The sequence below is a fragment of the Acidimicrobiales bacterium genome, assembly GCA_035546775.1.
Classification (GTDB): Bacteria; Actinomycetota; Acidimicrobiia; order Acidimicrobiales; family JACCXE01; genus JACCXE01.
In genome coordinates, this window is sequence record DASZWD010000057.1 from 123051 (window position 1) to 138577 (window position 15527).

Genomic DNA, 15527 nt, shown 5'->3' on the forward strand with positions numbered 1-15527 from the left:
CGATCGCCCAACGTGGACCCACCAAATAGAGGCAAAAGTCCCAACCGGGGGCCCAGAAGTCAGGTCAAGTCAGGTGAGGGCGGTGGTGATGGGCGTGCCGGCGCGCACCGCTTTGGTGACCGGCGTCTTCTCCGCGATCTCGGCCATCCGCGCCCGCTGATCCGCGTCGAGCCCGGGTGGCAGCGTGATGATGCGCGCGATCGTCCGCTCGCCCGTATCGGAAACGTCGTAGCGGGCGTCGACCGTCAGCGGCTCGTACGCCCACCCCTTGCGCTGGGCGTACATGCGCAACGTGATGGCGGTGCACGACACCAGGCCGCTGAGCAAGAACCCGAACGGCGACGGCCCGGCGTTGGCGCCGCCGTTGTCGGGCGGCTCGTCGGCGACGAACTCGTGGCCCGCGGAGCGGATGGCGACGCGGTAGTCAGGCGAGCCCGCCTCGACGGCGGCGAAGGCGCGGGCGACGTGGGTTTCGGTCGTCATGGATGGGCGAAGCTCGGCGCGTTCGGCACCTCGAACGCGGCGTCGTCGAGGTAGCAGTACCACCAGTCCTCACCCGGTTCGTACGACTGGATGATGGGGTGGTGATCGGCGTTGAAGTGGCCGGTGGCGTGTCGGCCCGGTGACTGATCACAACAGCCCACGTGACCACAGATCATGCACATGCGCAGGTGCAGCCACTGGCCACCGCTCTGGAGACACTCCTCGCAGCCCGTGTTGCTCGGCGACACGTCGTGCACCTGGTCGAGATGCGAGCAGACGGCGTCCATGCCGCCGAGGCTAGCGATGATCACCGAACGCGCACGGCGGCCGCGACGCGATCTTCACGCGCAGGGTCGCGCGGCCACGTCGGGAATTCTACGAGTACGTTGCCGACCCATGGCACCGCACCCCGTTCGCCGGCTCGGCACGCTCGTCGAACCGCTCGCCGCCGCCGTCTACTTCGCCCCCGAAGCGCACGCCGCCTACGCCGAGCTGGGTGACTGCGGTGACTTCTGGGCGCCGTACTACGCCAGTCGCGGCGCCTGCCTGGGAGAGACGCCCGGCCTCGTCGTCGCCGCGGCCTTCGGCGTATTCAACCCGGCGCACATCGCCGAGCAACTCGAGGTGGCGTGGAAGGTGGCGACGCCGGCGCAGTGGTGGACGGCGCGCGTACAAGGGGCCACCGCGCAACTCGAACGGCTGCTGGGTCCGTCGCCTGAGGGCGCCGAACGCGCCACCGAGTTACTGCGCCGCATCGCGGATGCGAGCCCGATCTCGGGCCATCCCTTTTTCGCCGGGCTCGTCAGCCAGCCCTGGCCCGGCACCGTCGTCGGTGACCTCTGGCACGCGGCCGACCTCGTGCGCGAGCACCGCGGCGACACCCACACCGGCGCGTACAACACTCTCGGGTTCACCGCCGTCGACATGATGATCATGACGGAGCTGTGGTGGGGTCTGCCGCATGGCCTGTACCTCGCCAGCCGGCACTGGGACGACGCATCGATTGCCACCAGCGTCGAGCGCCTGCGCGCCCTCGGATACGTCGACGGCGATCCGATCAGCCTTACCGCGGCGGGCGTCACCGCACGCGTCGCCGTCGAAGACGCCACTGATGTCGGCGAAGCGGCGGTGCTCGACGCCCTAACTGACGCCGAGCGCGACGAGTTGTTCACTGTCCTCAAGCCGATGGCGGCCTCGATCGTCGCCGGCGGTGGTTACCCCGCCGACCCCGACGAGCGGGACTTGCCTGGGGTCGGCTGAGCCAACAACCCGTGAAGGCGCCGCATCGAGGTGGCGTTGTTGCGCTTGAGGTAGGCGCGCGTGAACGGGGCGGTAAGGCGGTCCAGTAGGGGCGCCACGATCCAGCGGTATTCGAAGGTGACGCGCGTGCCGCCGTCGGGCAGCGGCGCCAGGGTGTAGGTGCCCTCGCCGACGCGGCCGGCTTTCTGCGCACGGTTCCGCTCCACGATGCGCGTCGGGGACTCGGCGTCGATCACCTCGATGTCGATGACGTCGGCGACGCCCAGCGCCTTCGTGCGAACGCGCGCCTTCGAGCCGACGCCGCGCGCCGGGCCCGACAATTCCCAGTCCCGCATCAGGTGGTCGTTGAACGGCTCGTGGTTCGCCATCACGTCGAGGAAGTCGTAGACGCGAATTTGCTCGACGGGGACGTCCACGGAAACGGTGACCGGCTTCATGTACCATATGGTACATGTCCGGCGACCCGAGGCAAACGCTGCTCGACGCCGCCATCGACTACGTCGCCGACAACGGCCTCACCGATTTGTCGCTGCGCAGCCTGGCCGCGGAGCTCGGAACGAGCCACCGCATGCTCATCCACCACTTCGGCTCCAAGGAGGCGTTGTGGGTGGCGATTGTGCAGGCCGTCGAAGCGCGCGAGCGCGCCGGGCTCGCCGGGTTGCTCCCCGACCCAGAGTTGCCCTTCGACGAACAGATGCGGGCGTGGTGGCGCCACATCTCGCACAAGTCGCTGTGGCCCAACGAGCGGCTGTTCTTCGAGATCTACGCCCAGGCGCTGCGGGGCGGGCCGACGGCGCACTTCCTCGACGACATCGTCGACGCGTGGGTGGAGCCGATCGCCGCGGCCTCGGGATCTGCAGCCTTCGCCCGGTTGTGCGTGGCCGTGACCCGCGGCTTGTTGCTCGACCTTCTCGCCACGCAGGACCGCAAGGCGGTCGACGCGGCGATGGACTACTTCATTGCCCGGGTGCAGCCTTCCGTTCGATGACCTCGAAGGCGAGCAGTTCGGCGCCGTGGGCGACCGGGGCGCCGCCGCCTTCCGTCGCCGACTGATCGGTGGCCACGTGGGCGTGTGCCTTCGCGAAGTCCTGGCTCGACAGCCATGCCTGGTACGCGTCTTCGGATGCCCAACGGGTGTAGACGAAATAGCGCGTGGCGCCACCCGTGGGCCGTAGCAGTTCGAAGGCCTCGAAGCCGTCGGTGTGCTCGACGGCGCCGGCGCGGGCGGCGAAGCGGGCTTCGAACTCCTCGGCGCGATCGGTGGGTACGTCGACGGCGTTGATCTTCACGACACTCATGCGTCGATTCTTACCTGCAACGGGGGACCGTCAAGTTGGCACTGCACTCGGCGTGCCGTTCGGCCGCACACGATGGTGCGGCCGATGCCCACGATCGCCGTCAGCGCGGCGCTGGAGGCCACCCCGGCGGCGAGCACGAGTGCCACGCGGAAGGCGTGCGTCACGGCCGCGGCGCCCGTGGCGCGCGTGAGTCCGGCGACGACCGGAATCACGGCGATCGCCGCAAGACTCGCGGTGCGGGCGACAGCGTTGTTGACGCCGGAGGCCACGCTCACGTGGTCCGGGTCGGCGGCGGCCATAACCGTCGCCGTCAGCGGCGCCACGAACGTCACAAGGCCGAGGCCGAACAGGAGCGAGCCGGGGAGCACGTCGGCGCCCCACGACGCCTGCTCGCCGATGCGCGCCAGCACGAGCAGGCCGGCCCCGGCGAGGAGCGGTCCGGCGACGAGTTGGGGTCGCGGCCCGATGCGCTGCGCCAGCGCGCCCGAGCGCGCCGACAGCGTGATCATCAACACCGTCGACGGGAGCAGAGCCGTACCGGCGCCGAGCGCCGACCACTTCGTGGCCACCTGCAACTCGTAGGCGACGAGAAAGAACGCGACGCCGATCGCGGCGTACAGCTGCGCCGTCATGACGTTGATGAAGGTGAACGTGCGGTCGCGGAAGAGCCGCGGCGGCACGAGGGGGTGGCGCGCCCGCACGACGTGGCGCACGAAGCCGGCGGCCGCCACCACGCCGACGACGCCCGCGACTGTGTTGGACCGCGTCAGCGCCCACGTTCCCGCGGCGAGGCTCACCACGGCGTACGCCGCGCCCACGACGTCGATCCCTCCGGGCGGGTGCTCGTCGCGGCTTTCCGGCACGGCCGCCCGCGTGAGGGCCAGCGTCGCCGCGCCGAGCGGCACGTTGAGCAGGAACGCCCAGCGCCAGCCCGGCCCGTCGACGAGCGCCCCACCGACGAAGGGTCCGACCGCGCCGGCGACGCCGATGAGCCCTGACCATGCGCCTACCGCGGCGGCGCGGTCGCGCTCGCGGAACGACGCCTGGATGAGGGCGAGCGAGCCCGGCGTGAGCAGCGCGCCGCCGACTCCCTGGAGCACCCGCGCCGACACGAGCACGCCGATGTTCGGCGCGGCGCCACACAGCGCCGACGCGGCGGCGAACCACACGGTGCCGATCACGAACACGCGCCGGCGTCCGAACCGATCGCCGAGCGCGCCGCCGAGCAGGATCAGCGACGCCAGCGACAGCAGGTAACCGGTGAGGACCCACTGCAATCCGCTTACCGTTGTGTCGAGGTCGCGGGCGATGTGGGGCAGTGCGACGTTGACGACGGTCGCGTCGAGGCTTGCCATCGCGCTCGCCGCAACGGTGGCGGCGAGCGCGAACCTGCCGCGGGCGGTGTCGAGGGCTAGATCGGCTGGAACAGCGGAAGGTTACGGCCGTCCGACAACGGCTCCCACGTGACACTCACCGCCTGGCCGACGGTCACAGACTCCGGGGCGGTGCCGACGATGGTCGACAGCATGCGCACGCCTTCTTCGAGTTCGACAACGGCCACCGCGTATGGCGCTTCATACGCCGGCATGGGCATCTGTGGCGCGTGCTGCACGCTCACCGCGTACACCTCGCCGCGTCCGCTCGCCGCCCGCCACTCGAGGGTGTCAGAGCGCAGGCACGACGGGCACACTTCGCGCGGGTAGAAGATCGCCCGCCCGCAGTCCGTGCACCACTGCAACACCAGACGCTGCTCACGCGTCGCGTCCCAGAACGGGGCAGCCACTTCGCTGGCCTTCGGTTCCATCCGTCGCGCCGTCACCTCTTCTGGGCTCACAGCGCCGCCTCCGTTCCCAGGACGGTCGTCGACATGCACGACAACACGCCGCCACTGCCGTGGGCCACGGCCACTTCGCATCCCTCGACTTGGCGCGGCCCGCACTCGCCCCGCAGCTGCTTGACCGCTTCGACTAACAGGAACATGCCGTACATGCCCGGGTGCGTGTAGCTGAGCCCGCCACCGTTGGTGTTGGTGGGCAGCGGTCCACCGGGACCGAGGTCCGTCGACTCGACGAACGCCCCGCCCTCGCCCTTGGCGCAGAAGCCGAGGTCCTCGAAGTGGAGCAGCTGCGTGATGGTGAACGAGTCGTAACCCATCAACAGGTCGACGTCGCCCGGCTTCACGCCGGCCTGTGCGAACGCCGCGGGTCCCGACACCGCGCCCGCCGTCGTGGCGAGGTCGGGCATCTGGCTGATCATCGAGTGGTCGTGGCACGTGGCCGCGCCCAGTACGTAGACCGGCGGTTTCTTGAGCGACCGGGCGCGCTCGGCGCTCGTCATCACGAACGCACCCGCGCCGTCGGTCACGAGGCAGCAGTCGAGGAGGTGCAGCGGTGACGACAGCATCTTCGAGGACAACACGTCGTCGATCGTGATCGGCTCCTGGAAGCGCGCCTTGGGGTTCAGCGTTGCCCACCGCCGCGTGTCCACCGCGATCTTGGCCAGTTGTTCCGACGTCGTGCCGTACACCGCCATGTGGCGACTGGCCGCCAGCGCGTAGGAGCCCATCGGCTGGCGCAGCCCGTGCGGCAGTTCCCACTCGGCCTGCGGGTTCGGCCCACCCATCGCCATCGGGCGGCGGCCACCACCGCCGCTGCCACCGCGGGCCTTGGCCCGCGCCCGGTCGCCCGCCGGCGTGGACGCGTACACGCACACGACGACGTCGCACAGCCCGTTGGCGATGGCCGACGCCGCGTGCTCGGCGTACACCTCGTAGCTCGACCCACCGGTCATCGTCGAGTCGGTGTAGCGCGGGTGAATGTTCAGGAACTCGGCGAGCCCGAGCGCTCCCATGCCCACGCCTTGACCGGCGTAACAGATGCCGTCGACGTCCGCGATCGTGAGCCCGGCGTCGTCGAGCGCCGCTTTGATCATGGCCGATTCGAGGGCGCGCCCGTACAACTCGAGCACGCCCGTCGGTGAAGCGTCGTCGGCCACGCCGACAATGGCGGCGGCCCCCCTCAGCGAATTCATAGTTAGGGAACCTAACAACTTTTGAAGCCGCTGGGGGCGCCCGCACCCGCGGCGCGATTGCTACAGAACCGCGCTGGCGGTGTGGATTGCCTCTTCGGTGATCGGGGTCGCCTGCATGATGTCGAGCACCGGGACAACTTCGAACTTCAGCCACGGCGACCACGTCGCGAGATCGCGGTAGAGGTCGGTCATGTTGTCGCCCTCGATGACGGCGAATCCGCCGGTGCCGTCACAACGCTGGACCCACTCTTTGATGTCGGCGTTGGGACTCGGCGTCCAGTTGGCGAGCAGCTTCTGGGCGGATTCGAGCGCCTTGAGGTTGTTTTCAGGAGTGCTGCCCTCGCGGTTGGTGTAGGCCAGAACGAATTTCATCCTGTTCTCCTTTCACCCCCAGCGCGCGGCAGTGTGCGCTTCCGCGAGAGGCGGCGCTAGGGCCGAGTGCTAGGAATTTCGTATGCCAGACGCATTGATCATCGACGCCATGCGCTCGCCGCGCGGCAAAGGCAAGAAGACCGGCGCACTGCACGAAGTGCATCCCCAGCGGATCCTCGCCCAGGTGCTCAACGCGTTGCGCGATCGCCACGGATTCGACACCGCCGAAGTCGACGACGTGATCATGGGTTGCGGCGCCGGCAGCGGCGACCACTCAATGGACATCGCGCGCATGGCGGCGCTCGACGCCGGTTGGTCGCTCGACGCGCCGGGCGTGACGCTCAACCGGTTCTGCGGTTCGGGCCAACAGGCGGTCAACTTCGCCGCGATGGGTGTCATGTCGGGCCAGCAGGACTTCGTGGTCGCCGGCGGCGTCGAGTCGATGTCGCGACCGGGGCCGATGGGCGTCGACGGCTTCACCGCCAACAACCCGCACCTGTTCGAGCAGTACCCGATGGTCGCCCAGGGCATCAGCGCCGATCTCATCGCTACCGTCGAAGGCTTCTCACGCGAGGACTGCGACCGTCTCGCCGTCGACAGCCAGGACCGCGCCGCCAAGGCGCTCGCCGAGGGCCGCTTCGACAACAGCCTCGTGCCGATCTTCAAGGACGACGGCACCCTCGCCCTCGACCACGAGGAGTTCCCCCGCGCCGGCACCACGCTCGACGATCTCGCCAAGCTGGCGCCGAGCTTCGAGCAGATGGGGGCCTATGTCGCCGAGGGCAAGGAGCTGTCGATCGACCAGACGGCGCTGCTCACCTACCCGCAGTACGGCGCCATCCGCCACGTGCACCACGCCGGCAACTCGTCGGGCGTCGTCGACGGCGCCGGCGCGGTCATGGTGTGCTCGCCCGACTACGCCCAGGCGCACGGTCTGCGGCCGCGGGCGCGCATCGTGCAGACGGCCGTCGCCGGCACCGAACCGGTCATCATGCTGACGGCGCCCGGACCCGCCACGCTGCGCTGCCTCCAGAAGGCCGGCATGACCATCGACGACATCGACCTCATCGAAGTCAACGAAGCGTTCGCCGCCGTCGTGCTCAAGTTCCTCAAGGACACGGGGGCCGACTGGGAGAAGTGCAACGTCAACGGCGGCGCCATGGCGCTCGGTCATCCGATCGGCGCCACCGGTTCGATGCTGATCGGCACGCTGGTCGACGAGCTCGAACGGCAGGACAAGTCCACGGGTCTCGTCACGATGTGCACCGGCGGCGGTATGGGCACCGCCACCATCATCGAGCGGGTCTAGATCGGGTAGGGCAGCGTCGTGCTGCGCCTCCGCCAAGTCGTCGTCGCCGCCCGTGATCTGGGCGCCACGCGCACACGCATCGAAGACGAGCTGCGCCTGCCCCACGTGTGGGCGGACCCGGGCGTCGGCCACTTCGGCCTGCGCAACGCGCTCTACGCCGTGGGTGATTGCTTCCTCGAAGTCGTGTCGCCGGTGAAGGACGACGCGCCGGCGGCGCGCTTTCTCGAGCGCGCCGGGCGCGACGCCGGCTACATGGTGATCGTGCAGACGACCGACGCCCTCGACGACGTGCGCACCCGCGCCGACGGCCTCGGCATCCGCACGGTGTTCACCGCCGACGGTGACGGCGTCACCGGCATCCACTTCCACCCAGCCGACACGGAGGGGGCGTTGCTGTCGATCGACCGTTGCACGGTCGACGCCGCCTGGCCCTGGGCGGGGCCGGCGTGGGAGGCGGCGCCCGATCGCGGTTACCGCGGGCTGCGGCGCGCCACGATCGCCGTCGACGACCCGAAGACGGTCGCCGGTCGCTGGGCGGAACTGCTCGGCGCGTCGGCCGACGGCGCGTCGATCGCCTTGTCTGACAGCGCGCTCGACTTCGTGGACGGTGACGGCGGATTGTGCGCGGTGGATCTCGTCGGGCCGGCGCACGCGCCCGTCGAGATCGCCGGCGTGACCTTCAGCTCAGGCGAATAGGCGCCAGGTCGCGGCGGTACTGCGCCAGCAGGCGCGGCGCCTTCCACGCCAGCACGCCGGCGACGTTGCCGGCGACGGAATACGCCTGCACGAACTGATCCGACTCGACGTCGCCCTCGACCACCGAGACATCAGCGCCCGGAGGCATGACGCCCGCGAGCTGCACACGGGCGTCGTACTGGTCGGTCCAGAAGTAGGGGACCGGGGTGAACGGCTCGTTGGCCCCGAGGATGTTCTTCGCCACCGCGTGGCCCTGCTCCTGGGCGTTGGTGCGGTGCTCGAGGCGCATGCGTTGCCCGTAGCCGACGTGCATCCACGACGCCACGTCGCCCGCGCCCCACACGTCGTGGCCGGCGTGGCAGTACTCGTCGCAGATCAGACCGTTGCCGATCTCGAGGCCGCTGCCGTTGAGCCATTCGGTCGTCGGGGTCGACCCGACGGCGATGAGGATGACGTCGGCGTCGTGGGTCACGCCGTCGGCGCGGATGACGTGGCTCGCTTCGATCGTCTCCACGCCGATGCCGGTGTGAATGCGCACGCCGCGCGACTCGTGCAGCGCCAGCAGCTTGTTGGCCGCCGCGTCGCCGATGCGCGACGCCAGCGGTGGGCCGGGCACGGGCTCGACCACGTCGACTTCGGCGCCGAGGCCCCGCGCCGTCGCCGCGACTTCGAGGCCGAGGAAGCCGGCGCCCACCACGACGAGGCGTGTGTGTTCACGGGCGGTGATGGCCGCCCGCAGGCCGAGCGAGTCGCTCAGCGTCCGCAGTACGTGGATCGTCGGCGCGTCGGGATGGGGCAGTTGGCGCGGCGTGATGCCGGTCGCGACGACCAGCGCGTCGTACTCCAGGCGGCTGCCGTCGGTGAGCAGGACGGAGTGGTTGGCGGCGTCGAGCGACTCGGCGGCAATTCCGCTGCGGATCTCCGGATTCATCGGCGCGATGCGGCGGTGGGCGATCAGTTCGGCGCGGGGCACCTCCCACGCCCCCGACAGGATCTCCTTGGACAGCGGTGGGCGGTCGTAGGGCGTCTCGGTCTCGGCGCCCACGATCGTCAGGGCGCCGGCCCAACCGTTCTGGTGCAGCCCCTCGGCGACGGCGTAGCCGGCCGCCCCCGCGCCCACGATGACGATGCGGTTCACCCGTCCATCATGGTCGGTCCCGTGTACACCGCCCGCGGTCGGTACCGCAGGCGGTAGCGGTACTCCTCGATGGCGTGGGCCAACCAGCCGGCGGTGCGGGCGACGGCGAAGATCACCTCGCCGGCGTTGTCGATCATCTCGTAGCGCTCGGCGAACGATGCGATGGCGAAGTCGATGTTGGGGAAGGGCAGGCCGCGCTCGCGCATGATGACGAGCAGCTCTTCTTCGACCGGTTCCCGTTTGATCGCGGCGAGCATCTCCAGCAGCACGTCGCAGCGCGGGTCGTTGTGGTCGTACACGCGGTGGCCGAAGCCGGGGATGAGCTCGTTGTTGCGCAGCCGTGACGCGATCGCCTCCGCCGGGCTGAGGCCCTCGGCGTGCACCTCGTGCAGCAGCCGGCGTGCCTGCGTACTCGCCGCACCGTGCAGCGGGCCGCCCAGCGCCGCCAGTCCGGCCAGCACCACGAGGTACGGATCCGCCCACGTGCTCGCCGCGACGCGCGCCGCCAGGGTCGAGGCCGCCATCTCGTGATCAGCGAGCATGACGAGGGTGGCGTCGAGCAGCTTGACGAGACGCGGCTTGGCGGGATGCGCCGTGAGCCGCGGCCACAGCCGCGCCGCCACCGACCCGCCGACGACGTCGTCTCCCACGACCGGCAGCGCGTCGAGCATGGTGGCGACGATGGCGCGGCCCGCGGACGCCACCGACTCGGGACGGCGGTCGTCGCGGAACGGATCGCAGCGCCGCACCGACGCCACCGTGGCCCGAATGCGGTCCATCACGGGTTGCCCGCTCAAGGTGCCCGCGAGCTGGCGGGCGATGCGGCTCATGTCGCGGGGCGTCACGAACTCGACGCGCTCACGCTCGCCGTGCCACAACCACGACGCCACTTCCTCGAACGTGGCCGTCTTGACGGCGTCGGCGACGTTCCAGCCACGGTAGGCGAGCACCCCGGCGGGGTCGAGGTACGTGAGATCGGTCTCGATGATGAGTTCGAGCCCGCCGGCGCGGCCGCCGCCGCGCTGACGCCCGGCGAGCTTCTCGACGTCGGTACGCCGGAAGCGACTACGGCGCGAGCCTGGGATCTTCTCGCTGCGCACCATCCCGCGACTGACGTAGGCGTAGAGCGTCTCGGGCTTCACGCCGAGCTTGCGCGCCGCCGCTTCCGAACTGAGCCACTCCGATTCCGCCATCGATCCACTATACATTGATGCAATCAATCTTGACAATGCATCTAGGGTTGGAAGCATGAGAACAGTCAGCACGGCTATGACCGAACCCGCGATCGTCGCGGCGCCCACCGAGTCCCTCACCACCGCCGCCGAGCGCATGCGCGAGCACGGCATTGGATCTGTCGTCGTGGTCGAGCACAGTCGCCCCGTCGGCATCCTCACCGAACGCGACCTGCTGCGGGCGGCGGCCGACGGCGCCGCGCCCGCGACGGCCACCGTCGGCCAGTGGATGGCGCGCCACCTCGACACCGTCGACGCCGACGCGTCGATCGACGACGCTTGGCACCAACTCGCCGACCGCGGCTACCGCCACATTCCCGTGACGGTGGGCGACGAGCTCAAAGGCATCATCTCGCTGCGCGACATCATGGCGCTGGCGCAACTGCGTCCCGCCGGCGAGTTGGCCGTCAGCGTTCCGCCCGGACTCAAAGGTGTCGTCGTGGCCGAGACGCAACTCGGCGACGTGCGGGGTGACGAAGGCTTCTACCACTACCGCCAGTACGCCGCGCCCGAGCTGGCGGCGAAGCGCACGTTCGAAGACGTGTGGCATCTCCTCATCGACGGCGAACTCCCGCACGATCAGGCTGAGCGCGACGCCTTCGCCGCCGAAGTCGCGCCGCTGCGCCATCTTCCCCAGCAGGTGCTCGACGTGCTGCCGTCAATCGTGGCCGCGGTGCCGACGCCGGTCGCCGCACTGCGCACTGCCATCTCGTTGCTCGCCGGTGCCGAAGACCTGCCGGCGTCGCTCGACGTCGACCGCGCCGAGTTGCGCCGCGAGGCGCTACGTCTCAGCGCGGCGGTGCCGACGCTGATCGCCGCCATCCACCGGTTGCGCAGCGGCGTGGAACCCGTCGCCCCGCGCGACGACCTCGGCTACGCCGCCAACTACCTGTGGATGATCAACGGCATCGAAGAGGAAGCCGCCTTCGTGAAGGCGATCGAGAAGTACCTCATTCTCGGCATCGACCACGGGTTCAACGCGTCGACCTTCGTGTGCCGGGCCGTGATCTCGACGGGTGCCGACCTTGGCGCCGCGGTGGTCGCGGCTCTCGGCTCTCTCAGCGGCCCGCTGCACGGCGGCGCACCGAGTCGCTCGCTCGACACCCTCGATGCCATCGGGGAGCCCGAGAACACCGCCGCGTGGGTGCGCGACAGGGTGGCGTCGGGGCAGCGCATCATGGGCTTCGGCCACCCCGTCTACCGGACCGAAGACCCGCGCTCGGTCATGTTGCGCGGCGTCGCCCAGGAGCTCGGCGGCGATCTCGTCGACTTCGCCGTGCAGGTCGAGACCGAAGTCGAAAAGACGCTGGCCGAACTCAAGCCCGACCGCGTGCTGCGCACCAACATCGAGTGGTACGCCGCGGTGACGATGGATCGCTGCGGCTTCCCCCGCGACCTGTTCACCCCGACGTTCGCCGCCGCCCGCGTCGTCGGCTGGTGCGCCCACGCCCTCGAGCAACACGCCGACAACCGCATCATCCGCCCCTCGTCCCGCTACATCGGCCCCCCGCCGCCCCAAGAAGTCCCCACCATCTGACCTTGTGCATTTGGGCGCGGGAGGGGTGCACGCAGATACACAAAGTCGGAACGGTTAGGCCTTGTGGGTCTCCCGGAGTTCGCGCTTGAGGACTTTGCCGGTGGCGTTGCGGGGGAGTTCTTCGGTCCGGATCTCGACGACGGCGGGCACTTTGAACGCCGCGAGACGATCGGCGACCCACGTGCGCAGGTCGTCGGGCGTGGCCGTCGCGCCGTCGTGGAGACGGACGAACGCGCCGACGATCTCGCCGTACTTCTCGTCGGGCAGGCCGACGATCGCCGCCTCGAACACGTCGGGGTGCTCGTAGAGCACCGCTTCGATCTCGGCGGCGTAGATGTTCTCGCCGCCGCGGATGATGACGTCCTTGATGCGGTCCACGACGTAGAGGTAGCCGTCCTCGTCGAGGCGGCCGACGTCGCCGGTGTGGAACCAGCCTTCGACGATGGCCGCGGCGGTCGCCTCCGGCAGGTTGAAGTAGCCGCGGAACACCGTGGGCCCCTTGATGCAGATCTCGCCGGTTTCGCCGGTGGGCACTTCGTGGTTGTTCTCGTCGACGATCTTCACTTCCATGACGGGCGACGCCGGCCTGCCGACGCTGTCGGGGCGCGACACGTAGTTGGAACCGCCGTTGCTCACCGCCGCTCCCGACGTCTCGGTGAGTCCGTACCCGTTGCCCGGCGACGCGTGCGCCTGCTGGTCGATGCGCTTCACGAGTTCGGGTGGCACCAGCGTCGCTCCCGACGCCAGCGACGACACCGCGCCGAGGTCGCGACCTTGGCGCTTGGCTTCGTCGAGCAACTCGAACATCGTCGTCGGCACGCCCGCCATGATGGTGATTTGTTCGTCGTGGATCAGGTCGAGGACCTTCTGCGTGTCCCACTTGAAGATCAGCACGATCTTGCCGCCGGCCATCGTGAGCGGCGCCAGCGTCGACTGCAGCCCACCGACGTGGAACAGCGGGAAGGTGAGCACCGTCGCGGCTTGCGCGGGTGCCGCCGCGCCCGCGGTCGACGCGTCGCCCGCCGCCGCGCCCTCGAGCGCGCCGTACATCGCGTTCATGACGTGGGCACAGAAGTTGCGGTTGGTGCCGACGGCGCCCTTGGGGCGGCCCGTCGTGCCCGACGTGTACAGGATGGTGGCGTCGTCTTCGGGATCGATGGCGACGTCGGGTAGCGGCGCAGTGGGGAAGTCCTCGACGTTCGTGAACACGTGCTCGACGGCGGTCTCGCCCAGGTGCTCCTCGACGCGCGCCAGCCGCTCGTCGTCGGCTACCAGCACGCGCGCGCCCGAGTCGGCCAGGCCGTAGGCCAGCTCGGGTCCCGACCACCAGGCGTTCAACGGCACCACCACCGCGCCGATCGACGCCGCGGCCCAGAACGCCAGCGGGAACTCCGGCAAGTTGCGCATGGCGATGGCGACGCGGTCGCCCTTCTGCACACCGAGCGAGACGAGGTGGGCGGCGAAGGAATGCGAGATCTCCTGCGCCTGGCGATACGTATAGCGGCGGTCCTCGTAGACGAGATAGGTGGCGTCGCCGTGGATCGCCGCGAGCTGCCAGAGCGCGCGGATCGACGGCGGTGCGTTCTTGAAGACTTTGATCTGTTGCCCGCGGATCTCTACTTCTTCGATCTCGAACATCGGATTCTCGGACATGGAGCCGACCTTACCGACTAGAACCGCGGGCGATTCGGGGGGATCAACATGGCTGGATTGAAGAAGTGGTTCGACGAGTGGCGGCCCGCGGCCGTCACGCTGGGGCTGCCGACGTTCCCATTGCTCGTGCTGTTCGGGCTCAACGTCGTCGACGAACTCGACCGTGCCGCGTTTGCCGTGTTGCTGCCCGACATCCGCGACTACTTCCACCTCACCAACGCCAAGGCGCTCGGCATCGTCTCGGCGACGGCGTTGCTCGCCATCTTCATCGAGATCCCCGTTGCGTTCTGGGCCGACCGCGCCAACCGGGCGCGCATGGCGGCGATCGGTGCCGCACTCTGGGGTGTCTTCTCGTTTGCAACGGGTCTGGCACCGACGGTGTTCCTGCTGATCCTCGCCCGCGTCGGTGCGGCGGGGGGCAAGTCGGTGGTGACGCCGACGCACTCGTCGCTGCTGTCGGATTACTACGCCCCTGAGGCGCGGGTGAAGGTGTTCTCGTGGCACCGGCAGGCGAGCGCCATCGGGCTGATCATCGGTCCGGCACTCGGCGGCGTGCTCGGCCAGGCCTTCGGCTGGCGCGTCCCGTTCTTCCTGTTCGCCATTCCCACGTTCGTTCTCGTTGCCTTTGCCTTGCGCCTCCACGAACCGCCGCGCGGTTACTACGAGCGCTTGTCGGCCGGGCTGAGCGAGGAGCACGCCACCGCGACGGAGACGCCGCCGAAGCTGTGGGAGTCGTTTCGCATCCTTGGGCGGGTCAAGACGATCCGGCGCATCTGGTGGGCCATGCCCTTCCTGTCGATCGCGCTCGTCGGCATCGGCTCGCTGCTGGCGCTGGTGTACCGCGACGTGTTCCACCTGCACGCGGCGCAACGCGGCTTCGTCGCGGCGGCGATCGAGCCGCTCCAGATCATCGGGGTGTTCGTCGCCATTCCCTTCGTCGCCAAGATCACGGCGAAGGACCCGGGCTTCCTGCTGCGCTTCGTGGCAGTCGTCGGCGTGTTCGACGGCCTCATCATCGTGGTGCTGGCCTACGCGCCCAACGTCGGCGTCGCCATCGGCATGAACATGTTGCTGTCGGCCACCATCGGCACCCTGGCTCCGGCGTTCTTCGCCATGATCTCGATCGTGGCGCCGGGACGCGCCCGCGCCTTCGCCTTCACGACCGTGACGATCTTCGGCATCCCCGGCGCGGCCGTCTTCTTGCCCCTCATCGGATCCTTCGCCGACAGCTACGGCATCCGCGCCGCCATGCTGACGATGGTGCCCATCACGTTGGCGGCGGGCTTCGTCCTCTCGTCGGCGTCGCGCTTCGTCGCCGACGACATCGCCGCGACGCAGGCGGCCGTCCGCGCCGGGACGGCCGCCGTTCCCGCCGTCGACTAGTTGACCGGCACGTACCCGTTGGGCGGCAGCTCGTCGGGCACGTTGCCGCCGCGGGCGCGGATCCGGTCGTGCGGCTCGTCGAAGTGCCAGCGGTGGCCTTCGAGATCGCTCGCCTCGTAGCGGCGCGACCCGTACC

General features: G+C 69.6%; 17 protein-coding genes. 6 read left to right on the forward strand and 11 right to left on the reverse strand.

The genetic code is table 11. The features are described 5' to 3' along the window. Nucleotides 1-69: 69 nt before the first annotated feature. Nucleotides 70-483 (reverse strand): OsmC family protein, encoded by a 414-nt coding sequence (locus VHC63_14530; protein ID HVV37822.1) that lies wholly within the window; start codon nucleotides 481-483, stop codon nucleotides 70-72. Further along, nucleotides 480-770, reverse strand: coding sequence for a UBP-type zinc finger domain-containing protein (locus VHC63_14535; GenBank protein ID HVV37823.1), 291 nt, complete (start codon nucleotides 768-770; stop codon nucleotides 480-482). Before VHC63_14535 ends, VHC63_14530 begins: the two co-directional genes overlap by 4 nt. A gap of 109 nt (nucleotides 771-879) precedes the next feature. Between VHC63_14535 and VHC63_14540 the strand changes: the two genes are divergently transcribed. Then, a complete protein-coding gene (locus VHC63_14540) occupies nucleotides 880-1743 on the forward strand; it encodes a hypothetical protein (protein ID HVV37824.1) in 864 nt (287 codons plus the stop codon). Here VHC63_14540 and VHC63_14545 read toward each other — a convergent pair. Continuing rightward, nucleotides 1698-2180 (reverse strand): SRPBCC family protein, encoded by a 483-nt coding sequence (locus VHC63_14545; GenBank protein HVV37825.1) that lies wholly within the window; start codon nucleotides 2178-2180, stop codon nucleotides 1698-1700. The genes VHC63_14540 and VHC63_14545 overlap by 46 nt on opposite strands. Before the next feature lie 14 nt (nucleotides 2181-2194). Here VHC63_14545 and VHC63_14550 point away from each other — a divergent pair, with 14 nt between their 5' ends. Then, the gene (locus VHC63_14550; GenBank protein HVV37826.1) at nucleotides 2195-2731 is read left to right on the forward strand and encodes a TetR/AcrR family transcriptional regulator; all 537 of its coding nucleotides are present in this window, start codon (nucleotides 2195-2197) and stop codon (nucleotides 2729-2731) included. Here VHC63_14550 and VHC63_14555 read toward each other — a convergent pair. Genes VHC63_14555 through VHC63_14575 form a run of 5 tightly spaced genes read right to left on the reverse strand, consistent with a single transcriptional unit; the run spans nucleotide 2700 to nucleotide 6443 of the window. Continuing rightward, complete coding sequence (locus tag VHC63_14555) at nucleotides 2700-3041, reverse strand: antibiotic biosynthesis monooxygenase (GenBank protein HVV37827.1); 342 nt, start codon at nucleotides 3039-3041, stop codon at nucleotides 2700-2702. The genes VHC63_14550 and VHC63_14555 overlap by 32 nt on opposite strands. Further along, a complete protein-coding gene (locus VHC63_14560) occupies nucleotides 3038-4396 on the reverse strand; it encodes an MFS transporter (protein ID HVV37828.1) in 1359 nt (452 codons plus the stop codon). Before VHC63_14560 ends, VHC63_14555 begins: the two co-directional genes overlap by 4 nt. Before the next feature lie 56 nt (nucleotides 4397-4452). Next, a complete protein-coding gene (locus tag VHC63_14565) occupies nucleotides 4453-4845 on the reverse strand; it encodes a Zn-ribbon domain-containing OB-fold protein (protein HVV37829.1) in 393 nt (130 codons plus the stop codon). Between the two features lie 26 nt (nucleotides 4846-4871). Then, complete coding sequence (locus tag VHC63_14570) at nucleotides 4872-6071, reverse strand: acetyl-CoA acetyltransferase (protein HVV37830.1); 1200 nt, start codon at nucleotides 6069-6071, stop codon at nucleotides 4872-4874. Between the two features lie 60 nt (nucleotides 6072-6131). Then, nucleotides 6132-6443 (reverse strand): DUF3303 family protein, encoded by a 312-nt coding sequence (locus VHC63_14575; GenBank protein HVV37831.1) that lies wholly within the window; start codon nucleotides 6441-6443, stop codon nucleotides 6132-6134. Nucleotides 6444-6525: 82 nt separating this feature from the next. Between VHC63_14575 and VHC63_14580 the strand changes: the two genes are divergently transcribed. After that, complete coding sequence (locus VHC63_14580) at nucleotides 6526-7752, forward strand: acetyl-CoA C-acetyltransferase (protein ID HVV37832.1); 1227 nt, start codon at nucleotides 6526-6528, stop codon at nucleotides 7750-7752. Nucleotides 7753-7770: 18 nt separating this feature from the next. Beyond that, nucleotides 7771-8448 (forward strand): VOC family protein, encoded by a 678-nt coding sequence (locus VHC63_14585; GenBank protein HVV37833.1) that lies wholly within the window; start codon nucleotides 7771-7773, stop codon nucleotides 8446-8448. Here the strand turns inward: VHC63_14585 and VHC63_14590 are convergent. Beyond that, nucleotides 8432-9586, reverse strand: coding sequence for an FAD-dependent oxidoreductase (locus VHC63_14590; protein HVV37834.1), 1155 nt, complete (start codon nucleotides 9584-9586; stop codon nucleotides 8432-8434). The two genes, VHC63_14585 and VHC63_14590, sit on opposite strands and share 17 nt — an antisense overlap. Next, nucleotides 9583-10779, reverse strand: a complete 1197-nt coding sequence (locus VHC63_14595) for a citrate/2-methylcitrate synthase (GenBank protein ID HVV37835.1) — start codon at nucleotides 10777-10779, stop codon at nucleotides 9583-9585. The genes VHC63_14590 and VHC63_14595 overlap by 4 nt, the downstream gene beginning before the upstream one ends. 76 nt (nucleotides 10780-10855) lie before the next feature. Between VHC63_14595 and VHC63_14600 the strand changes: the two genes are divergently transcribed. Then, a complete protein-coding gene (locus VHC63_14600) occupies nucleotides 10856-12355 on the forward strand; it encodes a citrate/2-methylcitrate synthase (GenBank protein HVV37836.1) in 1500 nt (499 codons plus the stop codon). Between the two features lie 54 nt (nucleotides 12356-12409). Here VHC63_14600 and VHC63_14605 read toward each other — a convergent pair whose 3' ends face one another. After that, a complete protein-coding gene (locus tag VHC63_14605) occupies nucleotides 12410-14008 on the reverse strand; it encodes an AMP-binding protein (GenBank protein HVV37837.1) in 1599 nt (532 codons plus the stop codon). Between the two features lie 48 nt (nucleotides 14009-14056). Here VHC63_14605 and VHC63_14610 point away from each other — a divergent pair, with 48 nt between their 5' ends. Then, on the forward strand, nucleotides 14057-15391 hold the full coding sequence (locus VHC63_14610; protein HVV37838.1) for an MFS transporter: 1335 nt from the start codon (nucleotides 14057-14059) through the stop codon (nucleotides 15389-15391). The last annotated feature ends 136 nt before the right edge of the window (nucleotides 15392-15527 follow it).

Coding starts and splice junctions, on each gene's coding strand:
- VHC63_14555 (HVV37827.1), bottom strand. CDS start 3,041: ATGAGTGTCGTGAAGATCAACGCCGTCGACGTACCCACCGATCGCGCC.
- VHC63_14595 (HVV37835.1), bottom strand. CDS start 10,779: ATGGCGGAATCGGAGTGGCTCAGTTCGGAAGCGGCGGCGCGCAAGCTC.
- VHC63_14575 (HVV37831.1), bottom strand. CDS start 6,443: ATGAAATTCGTTCTGGCCTACACCAACCGCGAGGGCAGCACTCCTGAA.
- VHC63_14605 (HVV37837.1), bottom strand. CDS start 14,008: ATGTCCGAGAATCCGATGTTCGAGATCGAAGAAGTAGAGATCCGCGGG.
- VHC63_14550 (HVV37826.1), top strand. CDS start 2,195: ATGTCCGGCGACCCGAGGCAAACGCTGCTCGACGCCGCCATCGACTAC.
- VHC63_14540 (HVV37824.1), top strand. CDS start 880: ATGGCACCGCACCCCGTTCGCCGGCTCGGCACGCTCGTCGAACCGCTC.
- VHC63_14565 (HVV37829.1), bottom strand. CDS start 4,845: ATGGAACCGAAGGCCAGCGAAGTGGCTGCCCCGTTCTGGGACGCGACG.
- VHC63_14560 (HVV37828.1), bottom strand. CDS start 4,396: ATGGCAAGCCTCGACGCGACCGTCGTCAACGTCGCACTGCCCCACATC.
- VHC63_14570 (HVV37830.1), bottom strand. CDS start 6,071: ATGAATTCGCTGAGGGGGGCCGCCGCCATTGTCGGCGTGGCCGACGAC.
- VHC63_14545 (HVV37825.1), bottom strand. CDS start 2,180: ATGAAGCCGGTCACCGTTTCCGTGGACGTCCCCGTCGAGCAAATTCGC.
- VHC63_14610 (HVV37838.1), top strand. CDS start 14,057: ATGGCTGGATTGAAGAAGTGGTTCGACGAGTGGCGGCCCGCGGCCGTC.
- VHC63_14530 (HVV37822.1), bottom strand. CDS start 483: ATGACGACCGAAACCCACGTCGCCCGCGCCTTCGCCGCCGTCGAGGCG.
- VHC63_14600 (HVV37836.1), top strand. CDS start 10,856: ATGACCGAACCCGCGATCGTCGCGGCGCCCACCGAGTCCCTCACCACC.
- VHC63_14580 (HVV37832.1), top strand. CDS start 6,526: ATGCCAGACGCATTGATCATCGACGCCATGCGCTCGCCGCGCGGCAAA.
- VHC63_14535 (HVV37823.1), bottom strand. CDS start 770: ATGGACGCCGTCTGCTCGCATCTCGACCAGGTGCACGACGTGTCGCCG.